This is a genomic window from Solirubrum puertoriconensis, from assembly GCF_001483135.1.
Taxonomy (GTDB): Bacteria; Bacteroidota; Bacteroidia; order Cytophagales; family Hymenobacteraceae; genus Solirubrum; species Solirubrum puertoriconensis.
Map to the genome: position 1 here is coordinate 1527104 of NZ_LNAL01000008.1, position 22784 is coordinate 1549887.

Genomic DNA, 22784 nt, shown 5'->3' on the forward strand with positions numbered 1-22784 from the left:
TTTTTTTTCATTATGAAAGCTCTTGTTCTCGATGGCGTAGGCCAGCCGCTGCAACTGCGCGAGGTAGCCACGCCACAGCCGCAAGCCGGCGAAGTATTGGTGCGTTTGCAAGCCGCTGCGCTCAATCACCGCGACGTTTGGATTCAGAAAGGCCAGTACGCGGGCTTGCGCTTTCCCATTATTTTGGGCTCCGATGGCGCAGGCACCGTAGCCGACCTAGGCGAAGGCGTGCCCGAAAGCTTACGGGGGCAGGAGGTAGTTATCAACCCAGGCCACAACTGGGGCGACAACCCCAAGGCCCAGGGGCGTGCGTTTACCATCCTGGGCTTGCCCCACGATGGCACCTTTGCCGAGTACGTGTGCGTGCCGGCGCGTTACGTGCATCAGCGCCCCGCGCACCTTACGCCTGCGCAGGCTGCCGTGCTGCCCCTAGGTGGCGTTACGGCTTACCGGGCGCTGTTTACCCGCGGAGGCTTGCAAGCGGGCGAGCGGGTGCTCATCACCGGGGTGGGCGGTGGTGTAGCCCTCCTGGCCTTGCAGCTGGCACTGGCCGGCGGCGCCGAAGTATGGGTAACCTCGGGCTCCGACGACAAACTTGAGCGCGCCCGCGCCCTAGGTGCCCGCGGTGGCATTAGCTACCGGCAAGAAGGCTGGGGGCCAGCCCTGGCAAAGCAAGCCGGAGGCGGCTTCGACCTCATTATCGATAGCGCTGCCGGCCCTGGCGTGGTGCAACTGCTCGAAGCCGCCGCTCCTGGTGGCCGCATCGTGTTTTATGGCGGCACCACGGGCGCTATTACGCAGCTGCCACCGGCCCGCATTTTCTGGAAGCAGCTAAGCCTGCTGGGCTCGACTATGGGCACCGAGGAGGATTTTGCCGGCTTGCTGCGCCTCGTCGAGGACACGCAATTGGTGCCCGTTATGGATGAGGTTTTCCCGTTGGCAGAGGGCGAAAAAGCCATGCGCCGCATGGATGAAGGCCAACAGTTTGGTAAGCTCGTGCTGCAGATAAATTAAATTGTAAATAGCTGAAAAACAGGTTTAATAAATTGCGCTTGCAAGCGGTAAAATGGAATGTGCGGCAGCCCCTAGGTGTTCTATTCATGACACTGAAACAGCAGCTGATACTGACATGAAAACACCCGCTGAATACCTCGACGCGCCGGTTTTTTACCTTACGTATCCGACGGGTGAAATAGCCGAGCAAGTGCCTGTAGTAAGCTACGACGACGCCCTGCGTGCCGTAGAAACTGCCTTGGCCGATGCCGAAAAATACCGCTACCTGCTGATGCGTGCCCTGCGCCGTACCCAGGAGCTCGAAGATGCTGTGCCCTTCAGCCCGGCCGGTGCCGACGTACGCCCCCTGTACCCCGACATTGCCGCCTAACCTAGGGCGCAGGTCCATAAAACCTGGATATACTACCGGCGGCTCCTCGTACCGAGGAGCCGCCGTTTTTTTTTTGACCGTTACGTTCCACAACTTTTTAGCCCACTTGCGGTAGCTACTTGGGTAAGGGATTGGTAACGTATGCGTTGGCCGCTAACGATAGCAGCGCTGATTGGAGTGGGGCTGCCCGCGCAGCCTCGGGCGCAGCGCTTTGCTGCCATCGGCGACTACGGTACCGCCGGCCAGCCGGCCCGGGATGTGGCCCAGCTTGTGCACAGCTGGCAGCCCGATTTCATCATCACCCTCGGCGACAACAACTACCCGTACGGCGACTCCACCACCATCGACCAGAACATTGGTCAGTATTACCACGCGTACTTGCACCCGTACCGCGGCCAATACGGTGCTGGCGCCGCCGAAAACCGTTTCTTTCCGAGCCTCGGCAACCACGATTTGCACACCGCTGCGGGCAAGCCTTACCACAAGTACTTTACCCTGCCCGGCAACGAACGGTACTATGACTTTGTGCGGGGCAACGTGCACTTTGTGGTACTGAACAGCAACCGCGCCGAGCCCGATGGCATCGACAGCACCTCGCGGCAGGCGCAATGGTGCCGCCAGGTGCTGGGCAGCTCCACCGCGCCCTGGAGGGTGGTGTACTTCCACCATGCGCCGTACTGCTCGGGCCAGCACGAAGCCCGCGACTTGCGTTGGCCATTCAAGCAATGGGGCGCCTCGGTGGTGCTTACCGGCCACAACCACCTTTACGAACGGCTCGAGGTGGGTGGGCTCACGTACATAGTCAATGGCCTAGGTGGCACGCCGCAACGCTTTCGCTTCAGGGTGTTGCCTATCCGGGGCAGTCGTGTGCGCTACCGACGCAACTACGGAGCTTTGTTGGCCGATGCGACGGCCACGCGCTTGCAGCTACAGTTTATTACGCGGCGCGGGCATGTTATCGACACCTTTTCGCTAACTCGGCCGTAAGGAGCAAAATTTACCACTGGGGCTGATGCAGGGAGGTATGTAGGGCGCAGCGGTAGTAAATTGCTCCCTCATAGCTCACTCCGAATCACTTACTAGTAAGCAAGTGTCTTCGCGTTCGGAACCGATGCCTGCTTTATGCTTGCTTTTTACGATTTGTTGAAATACCGCTTGCTAAGCTTAGTGCTGGTGTGCTTGCTGATTGCCGCACCCAGCCAAGCGCAACGCTTTGCCGCCATTGGCGACTACGGTTATGCCGGTACGCCCGAGCGCGACGTGGCTGCGTTGGTGAAAAGCTGGAACCCACACTTCATCATCACCCTCGGCGACAACAACTACGACTACGGCGACTCCACCACCATCGACCAGAACATTGGCCAGTACTACCACGAGTACATAGGCTTTTACAAAGGGCGTTTTGGGCAGGGCTCGTCCTTCAACAGGTTCTTTCCGAGCCTAGGCAACCACGACCTCTATACGGCCAACGGCATTCCGTTTCTGCACTACTTCACGCTGCCCGGCAATGGGCGCTATTACGAGTATCGGCGCGGAAACGTGCACTTTTTTGTGCTGAACAGCGACCCAGCCGAGGCCGATGGAGTATCGAGCACTTCGGTGCAGGCGCAATGGCTAAAGCGGCGCTTGGCGGCGGCTCGCGCCCCCTGGAAAGTGGTTTATTTTCACCACGCGCCGTATTCCTCGGGCCAACACGGCAACACCCCCTCTATGCAGTGGCCCTTTAAGGAGTGGGGCGCCTCGGTGGTTCTCACCGGCCACGACCACCACTACGAGCGCCTGATCGTGAACGACTTTCCTTATTTCGTGAACGGCTTGGGCGGGCGTAATATCTACAACCTGAACCCACAGCGCACGGCTGCCGGCAGCCGGGTGCGCTACAACGCCGACTACGGCGCCATGCTGATGCAGGCCTCGGCCGACACGTTGCGGCTGGAGTTCTACACCCGCCGCGGCCAACGCATCGACTCGTATACCTTGGGCAAAGGCTTGCCTCTCGAAGGCACTTTGTACCCTCCGGCTCCGAACCCGTTTAGCGGCTCAACCGAGTTGGCGTTTGCCGTGCCCGAGCCCGGGCGCGTGCAGATCAGGGTGCTGAACTTGCTTGGCCAGGAGGTTGCCAAATTGTTTGATGCCAATGTAAGAGCCGGCAAACGCCAGCTTACGTGGTACCAGGGTGCCCTGAAAGCGGGCATCTACCAAGTGGTGATGACCAGCCCCAGCGGCAAGGTTACGGTACGCGCCGAAGTGCTATAGCCTGCTCGGGGTGGTTGCCGGCCAGGCGTTGGGCCAGCACTGCGGCCAAATCGGCGGCTTGTTGCCGCAACTCCGGCACCGCCGTCGACTCGAACCACAAGGGGCGTAAACTTGGGCCTAGGGTAAACAAATGTTCCGAAGCAGTGCCTGCACTATCGAGCAAAGCACCTTCGGCAGAGGTTTGGATACCCAGGCGCATCGAGTCGGGTACGAGCAGACCAGCGTGGCGCAACTGCACAATCAGCGGGTCGTTGAGCTGCTGATAGTCCATTAGCGGACCGGTGCAGAGCACTACGTGGTCGGCCTGCAGCCATTTGTGGTCGTGGTTGTGGCGGATTTGCACGGCCAATTGCTCGCCGCGGCCTTCGATGTGGCGCACACGGCCCTTCTCGATCTGCAACCGCCCACTGCCGAGCAGCTCGGCCAGCGCGGCGGCGTTTTGCGGCGGGTTGCGGTGCCGCAGCGTCGACCAAAGCGTAGCCAAATGGCGCATGAAACGCTGCTGCTCCGGCTTAGGCCAAGCGGCCCAGATGTGCCCTAGGTCGGGGCGCAAGGCATCGAGCACGGCTCGCCAATTGTAGCCCTCGGCTTCGCCTTGGGCCACGTGTCGGCGCACCACGCGCAGTACTTCGGCCACGGTGCGTAAGCCGGCTAGTTCGCTGGCGTAGTAGTTGGGGTAGGGGCTAACGGCGGTTTCGGTGTGGGCCACTGGCCAGCGCCCATGACGCGATACGGCCAGCAACGGACCGCGGTGCCCATCGGCCCGCAACGCCATCAGCACATCAACGGAGGTGAGGCCGGTGCCAATCAGCATCACCGACTCATTGGGGCCAATGTTGCGCAGCGCGCCAGGTGCCCACGGGTTGGCATGGAAGTGTGGGTGATAATGGTAGCCCGTATCGGGCCGCACCGGCATGCTGGGCGGGAAGTTGCCTAGGGCCAGCACCACCGTGTTGGCCTCAAGCGTGCGGCCGTTCTCGAGCTCAACACGCATCAGGCACCCACCCGCGGTAGGGGTGGCCGCCACGGCCCGACTCGATTGCCACTGCACGCGCACTCCGTTAATGGAGGTATTCTCTAGGGCCGTTTGCACCAAGCTTTCGATGTAGCGACCGTAGGTTTGGCGGGGGCAGAAACCATAGTCGCCCTCCGGAATACCGTTTTGATGCAGCCACTCCACAAAATGATTGGGCTGATCGGGAAAAGCACTCAGGCCCTGGCTGCGCACGTTGAGCAGCCACTCGGGCCGATCGTTGGTGTAGGCGGTGCCGGGGCCGAGCCGCTCGCGCGGCTCTACCACCACTACATCGAGCGGCCACGGGCCGCCGGGTAGGCGCGTGAGCTGCACGGCCAGCAAGCTGCCAGCAACTCCGCCTCCAATAATGACTATGGTACGCCGCGTCATACAGAGCCTTGTAAGTCCAAGATTATCTTGGGCATGGATCCGAAAAAAGGAAATTTTCCGGACTCTGCCCACCTAGGGCTCACAAGCTGCGGGCGCGGCGGTCCGTCCTACAGATACGCGTTCGGCACCAAAAAGTCGCGCACGTACTCGCTAATGCCGTCTTCGAGGCGCGTGAAGGGCCGCGCGTAGCCAATGCTGCGCAGCTTGCTCATGTCGGCCTGCGTGAAGTATTGATAGGTGTCGCGGATGTCCTCGGGCGTATCCTTGAACTTGATGTCGGCCGTTTTGTCAAGCGCGGCGAAGGTGTTCAGGGCTAGGTCCAAGAAAGTGCGGGCCTCGCCAGTGCCTAGGTTGTAGATGCCCGAGTTGCGGCGGTGATGCATCAGGAACACGCACACATCGGTAAGGTCGCGCACGTAAATGAAGTCGCGCATTTGCTCGCCGTCGGCAAACTTGGGGTTGTGCGAGCGGAACAGCTCCATCGAGCCCGTGCGCTGCACCTGCTGAAAGGTGTGGAATATCACCGAAGCCATGCGGCCCTTGTGGTACTCGTTGGGACCGTACACGTTGAAAAACTTCAGGCCCGCCCAGAAAAACGGTTTCTCTTCCTGCTGAATAGCCCAGTTGTCGAAGTCGTTTTTGGAGTCGCCGTAGGGGTTTAGCGGGCGCAGCAGCGGCAGCAGGGCTTCGTCGTCGGAGTAGCCGAGGGTGCCCGAGCCGTAGGTAGCCGCCGAGGAGGCGTACACCAGCGGCAGGTTGTAGCGCACGCAAGCCTGCCACATCTGCTTGCTGTAGTTCAGGTTCAGCAAATCGAACACGGCCTTGTCTTGCTCGGCTGTGTCGGTGCGGGCGCCTAGGTGGAAGATAAACTCCACCTGCTCGTGATTCTTGTCGAGCCACTCGAAAAACTCGTTGCGGTCTACGAACTCGCGCAGGCGCTTGCCTTTCAGGTTCGGCATCTTCTTCTCCACCGAGAAGTTATCCACCGCTACCACGTCGTTGAAGCCATCGGCATTGAGCCGGCTTACCAAGCAGCTGCCGATAAAGCCCGCTGCGCCCGTCACGATAATCATAAGCTCAGAGTCGTTTTCTGTGGCGCAAAGGTAGGGTTACCGTTGGCAATGATGGGCTGCCCACCTAGGCTTGGTTGCAAAAGCATTGCTTCAGCCGGAAGAAGACTAAAAAAGCCTGCCACCGCGCGCAGCGGTAGCAGGCTTGCACAGCAATTTTAGAAGCAGCTTACCCTAGGTAAGCGCCGTACATCCACACCTCTTTCTCCTGCTGGCGAATGTAGTCGCTCATGAGGGCGCCCGTGCCTTCGTCGTTGGCCTCGCCGGCCAGCTCAAACAACTCACGCTCGAGCGAAATCAAAGCCTGAAAGTTTTGCAGCACCGTTTGGATAGCCTCTTTCCCACCCGAAATGTTGGTGGCCTCTTTGATGGTGGCCGTGTTCAGGTAATCGGTAAACGAGTGCAGTGGGCGGTGGCCCAGCGTAAGAATACGCTCGGCGATTTCGTCAATTTTGGTGAGGGCATCGGTGTAGATTTCCTCAAACTTGGCGTGCAGCTCGAAGAACTTTTCGCCTTTAATGTTCCAGTGAAAGCCGCGGGCGTTGATATAAAAAATCTGGTAGTTGGCCAGCAGCTTGTTGAGTCCGGTGGCGAGTTCTTGAACCTGGGCGGTGTCGAGGCCGATTTGGTTTTTAGTGCTCATCGTGTTTGGAATGGATTGGTCGATAAGAAGTGCAGTGGCGGCCGGTAAGCAGGCCGAAACGCCTGGCTGCGGCGCCGCGTGCTTTAGGGCTACAAGTGTGAAACGGGCTGTTTGGTTATTGCTGAAGGCAGTTGTACAAGCGTACGTTGGCCCAGCAAACAACGAAATGCTCTACGCTGCGGCGCACCGAGAGTTCCGGCCGAGCTCGGCATGCGCGTAAGCCGAGCGGCCCGAAGTTTCCGCTACCTTTGGCCCACTGTTTCTTGGTTGAGTTTACAACCAAACAGCGGCAGGTGCCCGGCCCTAGGTCGGGCTTAAAAAGGGAATCGGGTGCAACTCCCGAACAGACGCGCTACTGTAAGTACCCGCTAGCCAAGTCTTTTCGAGCAAGCCATTGCCCCGCACCTAGGGGCGAGAAGGCCGGAAGGATGGTACAAGTCAGGAGACCTGCCCGCCGCTGCTTGGGTGACGCCTTCGCGCCTACAAGGCCGTCATCAGGTAAGGAGAGCAGCCGCCATGCGCTGCCGTGCAGCTTTTTGCCGAAGCTGCACCAGCGCCGTTGGGTGCCTTGCCTGTTGGCTATTTGAGGAAAGCGGAGCGCACGGCAAACCAACTGGGCGGCAAGTGTTCGGTGGCCTTTCGGCCAGCCCTTTTCTCTGTTTGATGACGCCTCTTTCCCTAGGTTCCAACTTGTTTGCGGTGCCCGTGCCGCCTCTGGTGCCGGCCGGTAGCACGCTGCCCGCCGCTGTGCAGCACCGCATCGATGCCAAAACCAAACCCTTGGGTGCCCTAGGTCAGCTCGAAGACCTAGCTCAGCAAATTTGCCTTGTGCAGCAAACCCTTACGCCCACGCTGCAGCGGCCGCACCTAATAGTATTTGCCGCCGACCACGGCATTGCCGCCGAAGGCGTAAGCCCGTACCCCGCCGAAGTAACCGGCCAAATGGTGCGCAATTTCGCCGCGGGCGGTGCAGCCATCAACGTGTTCTGCCGGCAACACGGCTTGGCGCTGCAAGTTGTAAACGCCGGCGTAGCCACCGCCCTGGCCGATGTGCCCGGTGTGCGCAATGCGAGGGTAGGAGCCGGTACGCGCAGCTTTCTGCACCAAGCGGCTATGTCGGAGGCCGAGTGCCAGCAGGCCCTGAACGCCGGTGCAGCCATCATTGATGAGCTGCACGCCGCCGGCTGCAACGTAGTAGGCTTCGGCGAAATGGGCATTGGTAATACTTCCTCGGCGGCGGTGCTGCTGCACGTGCTCACGGGGCTGCCGCTGGCGCAGTGCGTAGGCCGCGGTACCGGCCTCGACGATGCCGGCCTGCAGCGCAAGCTCGCGGTGCTTACCCAAGCCGTAGCCGCCCACCCCGAAGTATCGGCCGATAACCCCTTGCAAATGCTGGCTACGTTCGGCGGCTTCGAAATAGCGCAGCTTTGCGGCGCTATGTACCGCGCCGCCGCCCGGCGCATGCTGGTGCTGGTCGATGGCTTCATCGTGAGTGCCGCGCTGCTGGTGGCGACCCGCCTCGAGCCAACCGTGCTCGACTATTGCGTGTTCTGCACCCAATCGGCCGAAGCCGGGCACCGCCATTTGCTCGCGGCCCTAGGTGCCCGCCCGCTGCTGCAGTTGGGCTTGCGCCTGGGCGAGGGCACGGGCTGCGCGTTGGCGTACCCGTTGGTGCAGTCGGCGGTAGCATTCCTGAACGAAATGGCTTCCTTCGAAAGCGCCGGCGTAAGCACGGCCACCGCGGAGGTACCAGCTGCCGAAGCTCGATGAAACAGTGGCTCCGCACCCAAGTAGAGCTGCTGCTGACGGCCGTAATGTTCTACACCCGTATACCCTGCCCAAGCTGGATTGGCCACTCCGAGGAACTGCTTAACCGCTCCACCATTTACTTCCCGCTGATTGGCTGGCTGGTGGGCGCCGCCTCGGCCGCGGTGTACCTAGGCGCGGCTTACTTGTGGGGCTCGGCCATCGGCTTGCTCCTGAGCATGGTGGCTTCGGTGCTGATTACCGGCGCTTTCCACGAAGACGGCTTTGCCGACGTGTGCGACGGTTTCGGCGGAGGCTGGACAAGCGGCCGCATCCTCGAAATCATGAAGGATAGCCGCGTGGGCACCTACGGCGTAGTGGGCTTGGGCTTGCTGATGGCGACCAAGTTTGGCGCTTTGTATCAGGTCGGCAGCGCCGAGTCGGCTATCCGGGCCTCCATCCCCTTGTTGCTGCTGGTAGCGCACCCGCTAAGCCGCCTTACGGCGCTCAGCTTCGTATTCACGCATCAGTACGCCCGCGAAAACGACGACGCCAAGGCCAAGCCCGTAGCCAAAGCCCTCGACCTAGGTCGGCTGTTGACGGCCAGTGCCTGGGGCTTGCTGCCGTTGCTGGTGTGGGTGGCCTACGCCCAAAACCCGGGCATGCTGCTGGTGCTGTTGCCGCTGGCTATCCTGCAAATAGTGCTGGGCCGGTGGTTTCAGCGCTGGATTGGCGGCTACACCGGCGACTGCCTCGGGGCTACTCAGCAGTTGGCCGAAGTGCTGATCTACTTGTTTTTCACCGCCCGTATTTGGTTTTAATGGCTGCTCCGCTGCTCGATGTTTACCTGATCCGCCACACAGCAGTAGCCACGCCCGGCCTCTGCTACGGCCACCACGATGTGGGCCTGGCCGACAGCTTTGCCGATGAGGTAGCCGCGCTTCAAGCCAAGCTGCCCGTAGCACCAGACCGGGGCTATCGGGCATTCACCAGCCCATCGTCGCGCTGCCAGCAACTGGCGCACACCGTTGCCGGCAGCGCCACCCCCGACGAACGCCTGCGCGAAATGCACTTTGGCGCTTGGGAAAACCGCATGTGGAACGAGCTGCCCGAGGCCGAGCTCACGCCCTGGATGGCCGACTACGTAACCGTGGCGCCGCCCGCCGGCGAAACCTTTCAGCAGCTGCAAGACCGCGCCACGGAGTTTTTGGCCGAGCTGCCGCAACTCTCTCCCGAGGCCGGGCCCGTGCTGGTGTTTACCCACGGCGGCGTAATTAGGGCTATGCTGGCGCACTGCCTGGGCTACCCGCTGCGCAATGCCTTTCAGGTTACTATCGATTTCGCTTCGGTTACGCAGCTTACCCATCAGCATGGGCGCTGGCAGGTGCGCACCGTCAACCGCTAAACAGTACCTAGGGGCAAGGCTTTGCTTGCCGCTCACCTTCACTTATCTGCGCTCTACCTTTGCTAGCCATGCGCTATCTGTACTCGCTGTTGCTCGGTCTTTCGCTGGCAGCTTGCTCCCAAGCTCCTGATTCGGCCAACGCATCCAAAACCGCTGCTGCGGTGCCCGCGCGCATCACCGTCACCGACGACCTAGGCCGCACCGTCACCATCCCGTCGCGCCCGAAACGCGTAATGGCCCTAGCGGCCTCCATGACGGAAATGCTCTTCGCCGTAGCCGACAGCAACACCATCATTGCCCGCACCCAAGCCTGCGACTATCCGGCCGCGGCGCTGCGCAAGCCCAAAGTCAACAGCTACCCCGTCGATTTTGAAACCATTGTTGGCATGCATCCCGATGTAGTGTTCACAATTGAGGGCATGACCAGCGCCGCCGATGCCGCCCGCCTGCAGCAGTTGGGCGTGCCGGTGTACTACCAGCGTTACCGCCGCGTCGAGGACATCTTCCGCGGCCTCCGCGACCTAGGCCGCATCCTGGGCCGCGAAGCGCAAGCCGAATATCTCACTGATTCGCTTACCCGCGAACTGGCCAGCTTGCCTACCACTGCCGGCCCCAAGCCGCGCACCTTGGCCATAACCTGGATCGACCCCATTTACGCCTACGGCCGCAATACCCTGTTCACCGACAAAATCCGGCTGGCCGGTGGCCAAAACGCCCTGCAGGATTCGTTTCCGCAGCCTTACCCGGCGCTTACCCGCGAATACATTCTCAAGCTGAACCCAGATGTGCTCATCGGCGGGCGGTTTGGCAAGCTCGATAGCACGTTTTTCCGCATGTACCCCGAGCTGCGCCGCATCAAGGCTTACCAAACGCGGCAGGTGTACCCCGTTGATGGCGACCTGATGGCCCGCCCCAGCCCGCGCGTTATCCAATCCGTACGCGAGCTACACCGTTTGCTGCACCCCAATACATGAGCCGTCGTGCGCCGCTGCTTTTTGGGTTTACCCTAGTAGCCGCCCTTGGGCTGCTGCTGATAGGTATGCGCCTGGGCAGCATCGAAAGCGCCGATTATGCCACGCTCTGGCAAGCCCTGCAGCGCTACGATGCCGACAACCCAGCGCACTTGGTGCTCATCGAACTGCGCTTGCCAAGGTTGTTGCTGGCCCTGCTGGCTGGCGGAGGCTTAGCTCTGAGCGGCTACCTCATGCAAGCCATGGTAAACAACCCACTTGCCGACCCGTACTTGCTCGGCACGGCCTCGGGCGCCTCCTTAGGTGCATTGGTGGTGAGTGTGTTGTTGCCGGCCGCTAGCACCATCACACCCTGGATTTTGCCGATTGGTAGCTTAGCCGGAGCCGCGGGCGCCACCCTGCTGGTCATCGGCATCGGCTCGCGGCGCGGCCGCCTCATTCCCGCGCAATTGCTCCTAGCCGGGGTAGCTGTAGCCTCCATGCTCAACGCCCTAGGTGGCCTCATCATATTTCAGGCCCAAACCGATTCGCAGCTGCGCGCGGCCGTGTCGTGGGCATTTGGAAGCCTGGAGCGTGCTGGCTGGGCATTGCTTACCGGGCCAGCCATTGTGGTAGTCATCGGCCTAAGCTTGGCTTGGGTGCTGCGGCGTCACTTGAATATCCTGATGTTAGGGGAGGAGCGGGCCGCTGCCCTAGGTCTTGATGTGGGCCGCACCCGCTGGACCTTACTCCTGGCCGCCAGCGGCATTACGGCCGGGGTAGTGGCGCTGTGCGGGCCGCTGGGCTTCGTGGGCCTGATTGTACCGCACATCACCCGCGGGTTGCTCGGTGTTACGGGCCGACTCAACGTGGCTTTCTGTGCTTTGCTCGGCGGCACGTTTTTGCTGGCCTGCGATTTGCTAGCCCGCTGGCTGTACCCGCCAGCCGGTTTGCCGGTTGGGCTGATAACGGCCCTGTTCGGCGTACCGTTCTTCGTATATTTGCTGCGGAAAAAGGGAGCTTAAGGAATTGCGCACCCGGCGCGACTTGGTAACGACGTACTAGCACGGCGGCTGAGTGTTCCGGCTCCCCCGTCTCTAAGCGCCTCCCAATGATTTACCTCAGCCGCCAGGAGCACTTCAACGCCGCTCACAAGCTCTACAACCCCAGCTGGAGCGAGGAGCGCAACAAGGAAGTGTTCGGGCCTTGCGCCAATACCAATTGGCACGGACATAACTACGACCTCATCGTTACGGTAAAGGGCCAGCCCGACCCCGAAACCGGTTTTGTGGTCGATTTGAAAGCCCTCAGCGTGCTCATCCGCGAGCATATCGTGCGCCACGTCGATCATAAGAACCTGAACCTCGACGTGCCCTTTATGGCTGGCAAGCTGGCCAGCACCGAAAACCTGGCTCTGGCTTTCTGGGAGATTCTGCAGCGCGAGTTACCGAGCATCACCAGCACGGCGCAGCTCCACTGCGTTAAGATTTACGAAACGCCCCGCAACTTCGTCGAATACTACGGCGAGTAACCAATTCTGGACGCTGAATTATGGATTCTGAGTCAATCAGGATTCTGCCTAGGCCATCAGAATTCAGAATTCATAATTCAGAATTCAACTACGTGAAGTACTACCTGATTGCCGGCGAACGGTCCGGCGACTTCCACGCCGCACGCCTCATGCGCGCCCTGAAGCAGCAAGACTCTACCGCGGAGTTTCGCTGCTGGGGTGGCGATATGATGAAAGAAGCCGGTGGCGAGCTGGTGCACCACTACGATGAAATGGCCATTATGGGCTTCGTAGAGGCAGCAACCAGCGTGTTCAAGTTTCGACGTTTCCTGAAAGAAGCTGAGCGGGATTTGCTAGCCAATAAGCCGCACGTGCTCATTTTAGTCGACTACGCCGGCTTCAATATGCGCGTGGCCAAGTTTGCCAAAGCGCACGGCATAAAGGTTTTCTATTACATTTCGCCGAAGATCTGGGCCTGGAACCAGAGCCGCGTGCACAAGATCAAGCAACTGGTCGACCGCATGTTCGTAATTCTGCCCTTCGAGCAGGAGTTCTACAAGCGCTTCGATTATGAGGTTGACTACATCGGCAACCCCACCGCCGATGCTGTGCACGAGCACCCCGCACCAACCGACTTCCACCAGCGCAACGGCTTCGACCCGCAGCGGCCCATTATTGCGGTGCTGCCCGGCTCGCGCAAGCAGGAAATCGAGGAGATGCTGTTCGAGATGCTGCGCATTCTGCCGCCGTTCCTCGATTACCAATTTGTGGTAGCTGGCGTTTCGAACCTCGACAAAGCCTACTATCACCACTTTGAGCGCAACAACGTGCGCATCGTGTTCGAGCAAACCTACGATTTGCTCCGCCACGCCAAAGCCGCCATCGTGACCAGCGGCACTGCCACGCTCGAAACGGCTTTGTTTGATGTGCCGCAGGTGGTTTGCTACCGCACCAGCACTATTTCGTACCGCATCGGTAAGGCCGTAATCAAGGTGCCCTACATTTCCTTGGTGAACCTGATTGCTGGCCGCCAGGTGGTGAAGGAGCTAATCCAAGGCGAATTCAATGCCCGTAACCTCGTGGCCGAGTTGCATCGCCTGCTCGAAGACGAGGCATACATTTCCGAGGTGAAAACCGGCTACGGCGAAATCCGCGAAAAGCTGGGCCGGCAGAACTCCGCTCAAAAAGCTGCCGAGCTGATGGTTGGCTATTTGCTTACGCGCTAGGCTCTTAGCCTCCTAGGTGCCGAAACAAGAAGGGCTCCGGATCAACTGATCCGGAGCCCTTCTTGTTGGTAAGCATTTGCCAACCTAGGCAGCACGCAACTGCTTCAGCGGCGACTTCTCAAATTTCTCGTGCGCGTAGTCGAGGTCGATAACCAATTCGGTTGTGTCCGTCACCGAAGGCATGTCGAACATGGCGTCCGTCATGATGCTCTCGCAGATGCTGCGCAGACCACGGGCACCTAGGCGGTACTCATCGGCTTTGTCTACGATGTAGTCCAGCGCCTCGTCGGTGAAGGTCAGATTAATGCCCTCCATTTCGAACAAGCGGTGGTATTGCTTCAGGATGGAGTTCTTGGGCTCCGTCAGAATCATGCGCAGCGTGGCCTTGTCGAGCGGGTTCAGGTGCGTGAGCACTGGCAGGCGGCCAATCAGCTCCGGAATCAGGCCGAACTGCTTCAGGTCTTGGGCCGTGATGTAACGCAGGAAGTTGTTGGTATCCACCTTCTCCTCCAGCATCGTCTTGGCAAAACCTAGGGGCTTGGTGTTCAAGCGGCTTTTGATGATGCGGTCGATACCTACGAAAGCGCCACCACAGATAAACAGGATGTTCTCCGTATTCACGGTAATCATCTTCTGCTCGGGGTGCTTGCGGCCACCGTGCGGGGGCACGTTTACGGTAGTGCCTTCCAGCAGCTTCAGCATAGCCTGCTGAACACCCTCGCCGCTCACGTCGCGCGTGATGCTGGGGTTGTCGCTCTTGCGGGCAATCTTATCTACCTCGTCGATGTACACGATGCCGCGCTCAGCCGCTTCTACGTTGTAGTCGGCGGCTTGTAGCAAGCGTGTCAGGATGCTTTCCACGTCTTCGCCTACATATCCGGCTTCCGTCAGCACGGTGGCATCGGCAATGCAGAAGGGTACTTGCAACACCGAAGCCAGCATTTTAGCCAGGAAGGTTTTGCCCGTGCCGGTTTCGCCCACCATGATGATGTTCGATTTCTCAATCGTTACATCGTCCTTGCCGGTGGGCTTCTGCATCAGGCGCTTGTAGTGGTTGTATACGGCTACACTCAGCACCTTCTTTGCTTCAGCCTGGCCTACCACGTATTGGTCGAGGTATTCCTTCATGTCGCGGGGCTTCACGAGGTTGAACTTCGGCGCCTTCGCACTCGAACGAATCTTGTTCTCTTCGTTCAGTATTTGCTGCGCCTGCCCAACGCAACGCTCACAAATGTGGGCGTTGATGCCGGAAATCATTATGGAAACCTCGCGCTTGCTTTTGCCGCAGAACGAGCAGGTGATATCTGCCATTGTCGAAGGAAAGTCGAAAATCTAACTGTACAGCCTTAATAAGGAGGATACAGACTCAAAGGTACGAATTCGGCAACGCCCCTTGTACACGGAAAAGTGCCGATACAAGTAGCTTCTATAAAAAGAACAACCGTCTCAGCCTGAAGTTGCAATTCAGAATGAGACGGTTGCATGAAGTTCGTCGGATTTCGCAAAGCAACGAACCTAAGCGGGTAGCGAGGGGTGCCTAGGTGGCGCAACCCGCACGTCCGAGCTGAAGCAATTACTTATCCAGCTTGTGGCGCTCGAGTACCTCGTCGATGATGCCGTACTCTTTGGCTTCATCGGCGCGCATCCAGTAGTCACGGTCGGAGTTGTCGTGCACTTCTTGGTAGGTTTTGCCGGTGTGCTTAGCCAAAATGTCGTACAGCTCTTTCTTGAGCTTCAGAATCTCACGAGCCGTGATTTCAATGTCCGACGACTGGCCTTGCACGCCGCCGGAGGGCTGGTGAATCATGACGCGGGCGTGGGGCAGGGCCGAGCGCTTGTCTTTGGCGCCACCGGCCAGCAGTACAGCACCCATCGACGCCGCCAGGCCGGTGCAGATGGTGGCCACGTCGGGGCCCACGTACTGCATCGTGTCGTAAATGCCCAGGCCGGCGTACACCGAGCCACCCGGCGAGTTGATGTAGAGCAGAATATCCTTTTTCGCATCAGCCGACTCCAAAAAGAGCAGCTGCGCGGTAATGATGTTGGCAATGTAATCGTCGACGGGCGTGCCCAGGAACACGATGCGGTCCATGATCAAACGCGAGAACACGTCAATCTCGGCAAAGCGCGTGGGGCGCTCCTCAATTACCGAACGCGTCATGTTCGTGACGAAATGGCGGCTCTGGCCTTCGATGTGGTGCAGATACTGATCGACACCCAAACCGCTCAGGCCTTGGCCCTTAACGGCAAATTTGCGGAATTCCTGTTTGTTCAGCATTGACTGAAGGGGTAGGAGAATGGTTGGTACGGCATGATGCCGGCGCAAGGCCGGGGAGCAAAGGGTACGAAAAAAGCCCTTACTCCGACGAAGTAAGGGCTTTTTTTTAGAGGGAATCAACCCCGAGGCGAATTACGCCTGCGGTTGGTTCCGGAAGTCCTCGGCCGTCATCGGCTGGTCTTTAACAACAATCTGGCCGCGCAGGTTGTCGAGTACTTTTTCTGCCAGAATGGCTTCATACTCCTGCACGTAGTTCTTGCCGTTCTCCTGACGCAGGTAGTTATCGGCGAAACCGCGTACCGATTCGCGCAGCTCGTCCGAAACTTCCGGCATGTTGAATTGGCTCAGAATCTTGCTGATGGTGCGGTCGAGGATTTCCTCGTTCGACACGTTCAGGCCTTGCTCTTCCACCACTTTGTTGCGGATCAGCGACCATTTCAGCTCCTTCTCGTAGTCCGAGTAGTGCTCTTCTACCTGCTCGGGCGTCAGCTTGCCTTTATTGGCAGCTACCAACCACTTCTTGAAGAATTCCTTGGGCAGGTTGATTTCGGTATCGGCTACGATTTTGTCGATCAGACGACGGTTCAGCAAGTTGTCCGACTCACGGTCGTAGTTCTCCTGGATGGTTTCGCGCACTTTCGCGTCGAAATCTTCCTTCGAGGTTACGGCGTCTTTACCGAACACTTTGTCGAACAGCTCCTGGTTGAACTCAGCCTGCACCGAACGGTGGATTTGCTCTACCTCGAAGGTGTATTCGCCCTCAATGCCAGCAGCCAGTTCTTTCGAGAGACCCGAGAAGTTCGAAATCAGGGTAGCGTCGCCGCCGAAAGCATCCTTCAGGTCGAAAGTCACCACGTCCCCAGCTTTTACGCCCAGAAACTTCTCAGCGCCGTTTTTCACCTTGTTGGTGGGCAGCATCACTTTCTGCGAAAACTCCGTGGTTTCCTGCTTCAGCTGGCCCGAAATGTAGTCACCGGCTTCCGAAGTTTCGGGATTGGTGTTCTCGCCGAATTGACGGCCAATCTGCTCGTAAGTTTCGTCCAGCGTGTTCTGGTCGAGCTCCACTTTCGGGCGCTCTACTTCAAACGAGTCGCCGGTGGGCAGCGAGAAGTCGGGAATCAGGCCCAGCTCAAACTGGAATTCGAAGTCCTTCTGCGTGTCGAAATCAACGTTGGTGGGCACGGGCAGCGGGTCGCCCAGCAAACGCAGGTTGTTTTCTTTGATGTAGCCGTCAACCGACGAGCTCAGTAGACGGTTGATTTCGTCTACCAAGATGCCTTTGCCGTACATCTTGCGCACCAGACCTGCCGGCACTTTGCCCGGACGGAAGCCCTTGATCTGCGCCCGCTTGCTGGTCTCTTTAATTTGCTTTTCTACGGCTTCCGAGTAGTCAGCTTCGGTGAGGCGCACCGTCAGCAGGGCGCCCTGCTGTTCGTCTTTCTTGTCGAGGGTAATGTCCAAAACGAGTCGGAGGTTAAAGGTAAGCGGGCTGTTAACCCAGTTAGATGAAAAGGCAACAAGCCCCCAACGCACCGGGGCCGGGGAGTTGAGGGCTTGTATCGAGTTGCTGCCGAAGCAGCGGGGGAGTGGTGCGGATGGAGGGACTCGAACCCACACGCCTTGCGGCACCAGATCCTAAGTCTGGCACGTCTACCAATTTCGCCACATCCGCATATCCGCAACCGACTGCCGCGGGGCCGCAAAGCTAAACAAGGTTCTCGGAAAATCAAATCCTTGAAAAAAGATGGCAACGCCAAGCCGCTTTTTCTTGTTAGACCCCTAGGTGCAATTGCCTCTTTGGGTGTGGGATGCAGTCACAAAACGCTGCACTTCGCCCAGTGATTTAATTAAGGGAGGAGGTTTTTGTACCTTCGTCTGCCGCTTACCCAAGCGGCTTGCAGTGCTTTTTCGCCAATGGCAACTCTTATAGATCCTGAGGTAGAACGGCAGGAAATCCTGCGTCACTACCGCCGCCTGCTTCGTACGGCCAAGCCTTATCTGAAAGAAGGCGACGCCAAACTCATTAAAAAGGCATTTAATACCTCGTTGGAGGCGCATAAGGACATGCGCCGCAAATCGGGCGAGCCTTACATTTTGCACCCGCTGGCTGTGGCTCAGATTGTGGTGGAAGAAATTGGCCTAGGTACCACCAGCATTGTGGCAGCTCTGCTGCACGATGTGGTGGAGGATACCACCTGGGAAATTTCCGATGTGGAGCGCGAGTTTGGCACTAAGGTGGCGCGCATCGTCGATGGCCTGACGAAGATTTCGGGCGTGTTCGACTACGGCACCTCCGAGCAGGCCGAGAACTTCCGCAAGATGCTGCTCACCTTGTCGGAAGACGTACGCGTTATTCTGATCAAAATCGCGGACCGCCTGCACAACATGCGGACGCTCGATTCGATGCCGCGGCACAAGCAGCTCAAAATTGCCTCCGAAACCATTTACCTCTACGCCCCGCTGGCGCACCGCCTAGGTCTTTACGCCATCAAGAGCGAACTGGAGGACCTGCACCTGAAGTACACCGATACTGACACTTTCCGGGAGCTGACTCAGAAGGTACGCCAAAGCCGTGGTGCGCGTAACCGCTTCATTAAGGAGTTTGTAACGCCGCTCGAAGAAGAGTTGAGCGCGCAAGGGTTTGACTTTGAAATAAAAGGCCGGCCCAAGAGCATTTACTCCATTCTGCGGAAGATGCGCAAACAGAACATTCCTTTTGAGGAAGTGTACGATCTGTTCGCCATTCGCATCATCCTGAACGTACCGCCCGAGCAGGAAAAAGCTGCTTGCTGGCGCGTGTACTCCATCGTTACCGATTTCTACCAGCCCAACCCCGACCGCCTGCGCGACTGGGTGAGCACGCCGAAGGCCAATGGCTACGAGTCGTTACACACCACTGTGATGTCGCAAACTGGCCAGTGGGTAGAGGTACAGATTCGTTCGCGGCGCATGGATGACATTGCCGAGAAAGGCTACGCCGCGCACTGGAAGTACAAAGATACAGGTGCCGTGCAACCCGAATCTTCGCTGGAGGCGTGGATTAATAAGGTGCGCGAAATGCTCGAAACCAATAACTCCAATGCCTTGGAGTTTATGGACGAGTTCCGCCAGAACCTCTTTGTAAAGGAGGTTTACGTCTTCACGCCCAAAGGCAAGCTGATTATCCTGCCCGATGGTGCTACTGCCCTCGACTTTGCTTTTGAAATCCACACGCACATTGGCCTGCAGTGCCTAGGTGCTAAGGTGAACCAGAAGCTAGAGCCGCTGAGCTACCGCTTACGCAATGGCGACCAAGTAGAAATACTGACCTCGCAAAAGCAGCGGCCCACCGAAGAATGGTTGGGTTATGTGACTACATCCAAGGCTCGTTCGCGCATCCGTGAGTTCCTGCGCGACGACAAGCGCGCCAAAGCCGAGGATGGTAAGTTTTTGGTGGAGAAGCGCTTGGAGCTCCTAGGTATCGAGCAAACGCCCGATAACATGAACCGCTTATTGGCACACTTCGGGGTGCATAATCTGCACGAGTTCTACTACCGCTTAGCTATCGGGCAGATCGATGGGCGCGAAATCAAGGAGAGCCTGTTCGATGCAACTGCTCCTGCTCCCCGACTGCCCTCAATGCTCGAACCAAAAGCCTTCGACCAAGAGGTACAGAAGCTGCGCGGCGTGCGGCCCGATATGTTGGTGATAGGGGAGAAGACCGACACAATTCGCTACACCATTGCCACTTGCTGCAATCCCATCCCGGGCGATGATGTGTTTGGCTTCGAAACCGATCTGAGCATCGAGATACATCGTACCTCGTGCCCCAAAGCAACCAGTCTTATGTCGAGCTTTGGCAACCGCATTGTACGCGCTAAGTGGACGGATCAGCTGGAGTTGGCATTTTTGGCTGGTATCCGCATCAAGGGCTCCGACCGGGTTGGCTTGGTAAACGATGTAACCAAAATTATTTCGAACAGCCTTAAGGTGAACATGCGGTCTATCACCATCGACTCCGACGATGGCATGTTTGAAGGTCAAATCATGGTATTCGTAAATGACACCGCTCACTTAGAGAAACTAATTCAACGCCTCTCACGCGTGCGGGGCGTGCTCTCCGTGGAGCGTTTTGGTTCCTAAGTCAGCCGAACAAGCAGATTGAAAGTTGATGTGGCATGTCGTGGCACATGCCAGCACACTGTAGTATATAAGAGAGCAGAACATGCTTGATGTTGAGAAATACGAAGAGGTAAAAAAGATCTTCACCGCCTACCTCGAAAGCAAGGGATTGCGCAAGACATCTGAGCGCTATGCCATTCTGGAAGAAATTTATTCCCGCACGGGTCACTTCGATGTGGAAGAACTGTACGCCGGCATGAAGGAGCGCGGCATTCAGGTAAGCCGCGCCACCGTGTACAACACCTTGGATCTGCTTGTTGAGCACCATCTAGTAAGCAAGCACCAATTCGGGCGCAACTTGGCGCAATACGAAAAATCCTACGGCTATAGGCAGCACGACCACGTCATCTGCACCGAATGCCATAAGGTGGTAGAGTTCTGCGACCCTCGCATCCACGGCATCCAGACAATGGTCGGCGAGTTATTGAACTTCCATATCTTGCACCACTCCTTAAATCTTTACGGCATTTGCGGCGACTGCCGCGCGAAAGCCGCTCGTACTACCACCGAATGAAAACTGACGCCAACCTACAAGACGGCATCCTGTCGGTGCGCCTCACCGGCGACCTGATTGGCAGCCCCGATTCCCAACAACTCCTGCAAACCGTTGATCAACACCTAGGCGACGACGCCGTAAAACTGTGCTCTGTCGATCTGTCCAACGTGCGCTACGTAAATAGCTCCGGCATTGGCGTACTGGTTTCGCTCCTTACCAAGTTCCGCAGTCGTGGTGGCGAGCTGGTGTTGATTAACCCTGCCGAGCACCCACGCAAAATGTTGGCTCTCACCAAGCTTACCTCCATTTTCACCATCGCCGACGACGAAGCAGCTGCTACCAGCCTGCTCAAAAACGCCAACTAATGCCAGTAGACGTACTCGTCGGGCTCCAGTGGGGCGACGAAGGAAAAGGAAAAATCGTGGACGTGCTCGCACCCACGTACGATGTAGTAGCTCGTTTTCAGGGTGGCCCTAACGCTGGGCATACCCTTACTTTCAACGGCACCAAGCACGTACTGCACCAAGTACCATCGGGCATCTTCCACCCACACATTATCAATGTGGTCGGCAATGGGGTAGTACTCGACCCAGTGGTGTTCCGCGAAGAGCTCCGCAAGCTTACAGCGCGCGGCGTCGATGCTACTGCCAACCTATATATATCTAAAAAGGCGCAGTTAATTCTGCCTTCGCACCGTGCACTCGACCGTATTTGGGAAGAGGCCCGTGGCGGTGGGCGCATCGGCTCCACGCTAAAAGGCATAGGGCCCACGTACCAAGATAAGATTGGTCGCACGGGCCTTCGGGTAGGTGACATTCTGCGTGCCGATTTCAAACAGCGCTACCAAGAAACCGTGGAGCGTCATCGTCAGCTGGCTGCATTTCACCAGCGCGAACTTGGCATTGAGGCCGACGAAGCCGCCTTCTTTGAGGCAGTTGAAGAACTAAGCCAGTTGCAGCTTACCGATACCGAATACCTGCTTAACAACCTCCTCAGCCAAGGAAAACGCATTTTGGCTGAAGGAGCGCAAGGTTCTCTGCTGGATATTGACTTCGGTACCTATCCATTCGTTACCTCCTCGAGCACGGTTGTAGCTGGGGCGTGCACCGGCCTAGGTATTGCACCGCGCTACATAGAAAAGGTATACGGTATTAGCAAAGCTTACTGCACGCGCGTTGGTAGCGGGCCATTTCCTACCGAGCTTCTTGATGAGGTAGGGGAGAAGATTCGGCAAGCCGGGCGCGAGTTCGGTTCTACTACAGGGCGTCCACGCCGCTGTGGTTGGATTGATCTTCCGGCCCTGCGGTATGCCATTATGCTAAATGGTGTGACCGAAATTCATTTGATGAAAGCCGATGTTCTTTCTGATTTCGATGAAATTCAGGTTTGCACACACTATAAGCGTGGTGATGGTACGCTCACCGAGCAACTACCCGATTTGGCGGAGCTACAAGAACTGACTCCTGAATACACTGCGTTGCCGGGTTGGAGAACCAACCTCGATGAGGTTTCGGACGCTAATGCTTTGCCTAGCCAATTGGCTAAATACGTTCAGTACCTTGAGGAGCAATTGAATGTGCCTGTAACAATCGTGAGCGTTGGACCAGATCGCACAAGTACTCTTCATCTCAACTAAAAAATAAATTGGCGGGCCCGCTTGACATTGTTCGAGCGGGCCTTACCTTTGTCGTCCCAGTTCGGCAAACGGCCAGCTGAAACGGTTGAGTAAGCTGCTTCAAAAAAAAGTTTCTCGAAGCTCTTGCATAAAGCGAAGCGGCGGTGCTACCTTTGCAGCCCGCTTCGACCGGAGGCGGGGCAAGGCGGGCTTGGGGCCCGGCCAGCCGTCAACGGGGCGGCGAAAAAAAAGTTGCCAACGGGCTTGCAAATTCCGGAAAGCGCGGCTTACCTTTGCAACCCGAAACGAAAACGAGGCCGCGCTGGGCGCGGCGCCACGAACACAAGCGGTGTTCGCACGTTCTTTGAGAGAGTGGAGAAAACGACAAGGTAGTAGCCGCTGGGCGGCGCCGCGAGGCGCCCGGCAAGCGGCGAAGCAAGCGAATCGAACAAACTAATTTGGTCGGATGCGCCGTTCCTTCGGGGCGGCGGCGACAAAAGATTGCTAGGACAATCGCTGCGAACAGCAGCACACAAACTTTTACAATGGAGAGTTTGATCCTGGCTCAGGATGAACGCTAGCGGCAGGCCTAATACATGCAAGTCGAACGGGCGCAGCAATGCGTCAGTGGCGCACGGG

At 58.0% G+C, this 22784-nt stretch carries 21 protein-coding genes, 1 tRNA gene, 1 rRNA gene and 1 riboswitch; of the genes, 16 read left to right on the forward strand and 7 right to left on the reverse strand.

All coding sequences use genetic code 11. The features are described from left to right. Nucleotides 1–12 precede the first annotated feature (12 nt). From ASU33_RS20775 to ASU33_RS20790, 4 genes are all read left to right on the forward strand, one after another. The gene (locus tag ASU33_RS20775; RefSeq protein ID WP_059072699.1) at nt 13–1014 is read left to right on the forward strand and encodes a zinc-binding dehydrogenase; all 1002 of its coding nucleotides are present in this window, start codon (nt 13–15) and stop codon (nt 1012–1014) included. Nucleotides 1015–1129: 115 nt separating this feature from the next. Continuing rightward, nucleotides 1130–1384 carry a hypothetical protein gene (locus ASU33_RS20780; RefSeq protein ID WP_059072700.1) on the forward strand — a complete coding sequence of 85 codons (255 nt, stop codon included), beginning with the start codon at nt 1130–1132 and terminating at the stop codon, nt 1382–1384. Between the two features lie 141 nt (nt 1385–1525). Continuing rightward, nucleotides 1526–2371 (forward strand): metallophosphoesterase family protein, encoded by an 846-nt coding sequence (locus ASU33_RS20785; RefSeq protein WP_059072701.1) that lies wholly within the window; start codon nt 1526–1528, stop codon nt 2369–2371. Between the two features lie 135 nt (nt 2372–2506). Continuing rightward, nucleotides 2507–3640 carry a metallophosphoesterase gene (locus tag ASU33_RS20790; RefSeq protein ID WP_059072702.1) on the forward strand — a complete coding sequence of 378 codons (1134 nt, stop codon included), beginning with the start codon at nt 2507–2509 and terminating at the stop codon, nt 3638–3640. Here ASU33_RS20790 and ASU33_RS20795 read toward each other — a convergent pair. From ASU33_RS20795 to ASU33_RS20805, 3 genes are all read right to left on the reverse strand, one after another. Continuing rightward, complete coding sequence (locus tag ASU33_RS20795; RefSeq protein WP_078063306.1) at nt 3615–5045, reverse strand: FAD/NAD(P)-binding protein; 1431 nt, start codon at nt 5043–5045, stop codon at nt 3615–3617. The genes ASU33_RS20790 and ASU33_RS20795 overlap by 26 nt on opposite strands. A gap of 107 nt (nt 5046–5152) precedes the next feature. Then, nucleotides 5153–6118 (reverse strand): ADP-glyceromanno-heptose 6-epimerase, encoded by a 966-nt coding sequence (rfaD, locus tag ASU33_RS20800; protein ID WP_059072704.1) that lies wholly within the window; start codon nt 6116–6118, stop codon nt 5153–5155. A 166-nt stretch (nt 6119–6284) separates the two neighbouring features. Further along, complete coding sequence (locus tag ASU33_RS20805) at nt 6285–6758, reverse strand: Dps family protein (protein ID WP_059072705.1); 474 nt, start codon at nt 6756–6758, stop codon at nt 6285–6287. Nucleotides 6759–7032: 274 nt separating this feature from the next. Next, a riboswitch (cobalamin riboswitch) is annotated at nt 7033–7227 on the forward strand. A gap of 194 nt (nt 7228–7421) precedes the next feature. Here ASU33_RS20805 and cobT point away from each other — a divergent pair. The 7 genes from cobT (at nt 7422) to lpxB (ending at nt 13595) form a co-directional block, all read left to right on the forward strand. Further along, entirely contained in the window at nt 7422–8528 is a 1107-nt protein-coding gene (cobT, locus tag ASU33_RS20810; RefSeq protein WP_078063307.1) for a nicotinate-nucleotide--dimethylbenzimidazole phosphoribosyltransferase, read from the forward strand. Then, complete coding sequence (locus ASU33_RS20815) at nt 8525–9325, forward strand: adenosylcobinamide-GDP ribazoletransferase (RefSeq protein ID WP_059072706.1); 801 nt, start codon at nt 8525–8527, stop codon at nt 9323–9325. Before cobT ends, ASU33_RS20815 begins: the two co-directional genes overlap by 4 nt. Further along, nucleotides 9325–9909 (forward strand): alpha-ribazole phosphatase family protein, encoded by a 585-nt coding sequence (gene cobC / locus ASU33_RS20820; protein ID WP_059072707.1) that lies wholly within the window; start codon nt 9325–9327, stop codon nt 9907–9909. The genes ASU33_RS20815 and cobC overlap by 1 nt, the downstream gene beginning before the upstream one ends. A gap of 68 nt (nt 9910–9977) precedes the next feature. After that, nucleotides 9978–10883, forward strand: a complete 906-nt coding sequence (locus ASU33_RS20825) for an ABC transporter substrate-binding protein (protein ID WP_059072708.1) — start codon at nt 9978–9980, stop codon at nt 10881–10883. Further along, complete coding sequence (locus ASU33_RS20830) at nt 10880–11884, forward strand: FecCD family ABC transporter permease (protein WP_059072709.1); 1005 nt, start codon at nt 10880–10882, stop codon at nt 11882–11884. The genes ASU33_RS20825 and ASU33_RS20830 overlap by 4 nt, the downstream gene beginning before the upstream one ends. Before the next feature lie 86 nt (nt 11885–11970). Further along, the gene (locus tag ASU33_RS20835) at nt 11971–12390 is read left to right on the forward strand and encodes a 6-pyruvoyl trahydropterin synthase family protein (RefSeq protein ID WP_059072710.1); all 420 of its coding nucleotides are present in this window, start codon (nt 11971–11973) and stop codon (nt 12388–12390) included. Nucleotides 12391–12410: 20 nt separating this feature from the next. Beyond that, nucleotides 12411–13595 (forward strand): lipid-A-disaccharide synthase, encoded by a 1185-nt coding sequence (lpxB, locus tag ASU33_RS20840; protein ID WP_350308185.1) that lies wholly within the window; start codon nt 12411–12413, stop codon nt 13593–13595. Between the two features lie 84 nt (nt 13596–13679). Here the strand turns inward: lpxB and clpX are convergent, their stop codons facing one another. The 4 genes from clpX to ASU33_RS20860 all read right to left on the reverse strand — a co-directional run bounded on the left by clpX (nt 13680) and on the right by ASU33_RS20860 (nt 17545). Beyond that, nucleotides 13680–14906, reverse strand: a complete 1227-nt coding sequence (gene clpX, locus ASU33_RS20845) for an ATP-dependent Clp protease ATP-binding subunit ClpX (RefSeq protein ID WP_059072712.1) — start codon at nt 14904–14906, stop codon at nt 13680–13682. 262 nt (nt 14907–15168) lie between these two features. Further along, the gene (locus ASU33_RS20850; protein WP_059072713.1) at nt 15169–15873 is read right to left on the reverse strand and encodes an ATP-dependent Clp protease proteolytic subunit; all 705 of its coding nucleotides are present in this window, start codon (nt 15871–15873) and stop codon (nt 15169–15171) included. 132 nt (nt 15874–16005) lie between these two features. Further along, entirely contained in the window at nt 16006–17334 is a 1329-nt protein-coding gene (gene tig, locus ASU33_RS20855) for a trigger factor (RefSeq protein WP_059072714.1), read from the reverse strand. Nucleotides 17335–17460: 126 nt separating this feature from the next. Then, nucleotides 17461–17545, reverse strand: a tRNA-Leu gene (locus ASU33_RS20860). A gap of 242 nt (nt 17546–17787) precedes the next feature. On the opposite strand from ASU33_RS20860, the gene ASU33_RS20865 reads away from it, so the two are divergent. From ASU33_RS20865 to ASU33_RS20885, 5 genes are all read left to right on the forward strand, one after another. Beyond that, entirely contained in the window at nt 17788–19995 is a 2208-nt protein-coding gene (locus ASU33_RS20865; protein ID WP_059072715.1) for a RelA/SpoT family protein, read from the forward strand. Nucleotides 19996–20077: 82 nt separating this feature from the next. Next, a complete protein-coding gene (locus ASU33_RS20870; RefSeq protein ID WP_059072716.1) occupies nt 20078–20548 on the forward strand; it encodes a Fur family transcriptional regulator in 471 nt (156 codons plus the stop codon). Then, on the forward strand, nt 20545–20895 hold the full coding sequence (locus ASU33_RS20875; RefSeq protein WP_059072717.1) for an STAS domain-containing protein: 351 nt from the start codon (nt 20545–20547) through the stop codon (nt 20893–20895). Before ASU33_RS20870 ends, ASU33_RS20875 begins: the two co-directional genes overlap by 4 nt. Beyond that, nucleotides 20895–22166: an adenylosuccinate synthase gene (locus ASU33_RS20880; protein WP_059072718.1), complete on the forward strand. Its 1272-nt coding sequence runs from the start codon at nt 20895–20897 to the stop codon at nt 22164–22166. The genes ASU33_RS20875 and ASU33_RS20880 overlap by 1 nt, the downstream gene beginning before the upstream one ends. Before the next feature lie 521 nt (nt 22167–22687). After that, a 16S ribosomal RNA gene (locus ASU33_RS20885) occupies nt 22688–22784 on the forward strand; the annotation flags it as partial.

What these genes read in the sequence shown, in the direction of transcription:
- ASU33_RS20880 (WP_059072718.1), top strand. Translation starts at nt 20,895, where the DNA reads ATGCCAGTAGACGTACTCGTCGGGCTCCAGTGGGGCGACGAAGGAAAA.
- ASU33_RS20815 (WP_059072706.1), top strand. Translation starts at nt 8,525, where the DNA reads ATGAAACAGTGGCTCCGCACCCAAGTAGAGCTGCTGCTGACGGCCGTA.
- ASU33_RS20850 (WP_059072713.1), bottom strand. Translation starts at nt 15,873, where the DNA reads ATGCTGAACAAACAGGAATTCCGCAAATTTGCCGTTAAGGGCCAAGGC.
- rfaD (WP_059072704.1), bottom strand. Translation starts at nt 6,118, where the DNA reads ATGATTATCGTGACGGGCGCAGCGGGCTTTATCGGCAGCTGCTTGGTA.
- ASU33_RS20775 (WP_059072699.1), top strand. Translation starts at nt 13, where the DNA reads ATGAAAGCTCTTGTTCTCGATGGCGTAGGCCAGCCGCTGCAACTGCGC.
- cobC (WP_059072707.1), top strand. Translation starts at nt 9,325, where the DNA reads ATGGCTGCTCCGCTGCTCGATGTTTACCTGATCCGCCACACAGCAGTA.
- ASU33_RS20825 (WP_059072708.1), top strand. Translation starts at nt 9,978, where the DNA reads ATGCGCTATCTGTACTCGCTGTTGCTCGGTCTTTCGCTGGCAGCTTGC.
- ASU33_RS20875 (WP_059072717.1), top strand. Translation starts at nt 20,545, where the DNA reads ATGAAAACTGACGCCAACCTACAAGACGGCATCCTGTCGGTGCGCCTC.
- ASU33_RS20785 (WP_059072701.1), top strand. Translation starts at nt 1,526, where the DNA reads ATGCGTTGGCCGCTAACGATAGCAGCGCTGATTGGAGTGGGGCTGCCC.
- lpxB (WP_350308185.1), top strand. Translation starts at nt 12,411, where the DNA reads ATGGATTCTGAGTCAATCAGGATTCTGCCTAGGCCATCAGAATTCAGA.
- clpX (WP_059072712.1), bottom strand. Translation starts at nt 14,906, where the DNA reads ATGGCAGATATCACCTGCTCGTTCTGCGGCAAAAGCAAGCGCGAGGTT.
- ASU33_RS20780 (WP_059072700.1), top strand. Translation starts at nt 1,130, where the DNA reads ATGAAAACACCCGCTGAATACCTCGACGCGCCGGTTTTTTACCTTACG.
- ASU33_RS20830 (WP_059072709.1), top strand. Translation starts at nt 10,880, where the DNA reads ATGAGCCGTCGTGCGCCGCTGCTTTTTGGGTTTACCCTAGTAGCCGCC.
- cobT (WP_078063307.1), top strand. Translation starts at nt 7,422, where the DNA reads ATGACGCCTCTTTCCCTAGGTTCCAACTTGTTTGCGGTGCCCGTGCCG.
- ASU33_RS20790 (WP_059072702.1), top strand. Translation starts at nt 2,507, where the DNA reads ATGCTTGCTTTTTACGATTTGTTGAAATACCGCTTGCTAAGCTTAGTG.
- ASU33_RS20865 (WP_059072715.1), top strand. Translation starts at nt 17,788, where the DNA reads ATGGCAACTCTTATAGATCCTGAGGTAGAACGGCAGGAAATCCTGCGT.
- ASU33_RS20795 (WP_078063306.1), bottom strand. Translation starts at nt 5,045, where the DNA reads ATGACGCGGCGTACCATAGTCATTATTGGAGGCGGAGTTGCTGGCAGC.
- ASU33_RS20835 (WP_059072710.1), top strand. Translation starts at nt 11,971, where the DNA reads ATGATTTACCTCAGCCGCCAGGAGCACTTCAACGCCGCTCACAAGCTC.
- ASU33_RS20870 (WP_059072716.1), top strand. Translation starts at nt 20,078, where the DNA reads ATGCTTGATGTTGAGAAATACGAAGAGGTAAAAAAGATCTTCACCGCC.
- ASU33_RS20805 (WP_059072705.1), bottom strand. Translation starts at nt 6,758, where the DNA reads ATGAGCACTAAAAACCAAATCGGCCTCGACACCGCCCAGGTTCAAGAA.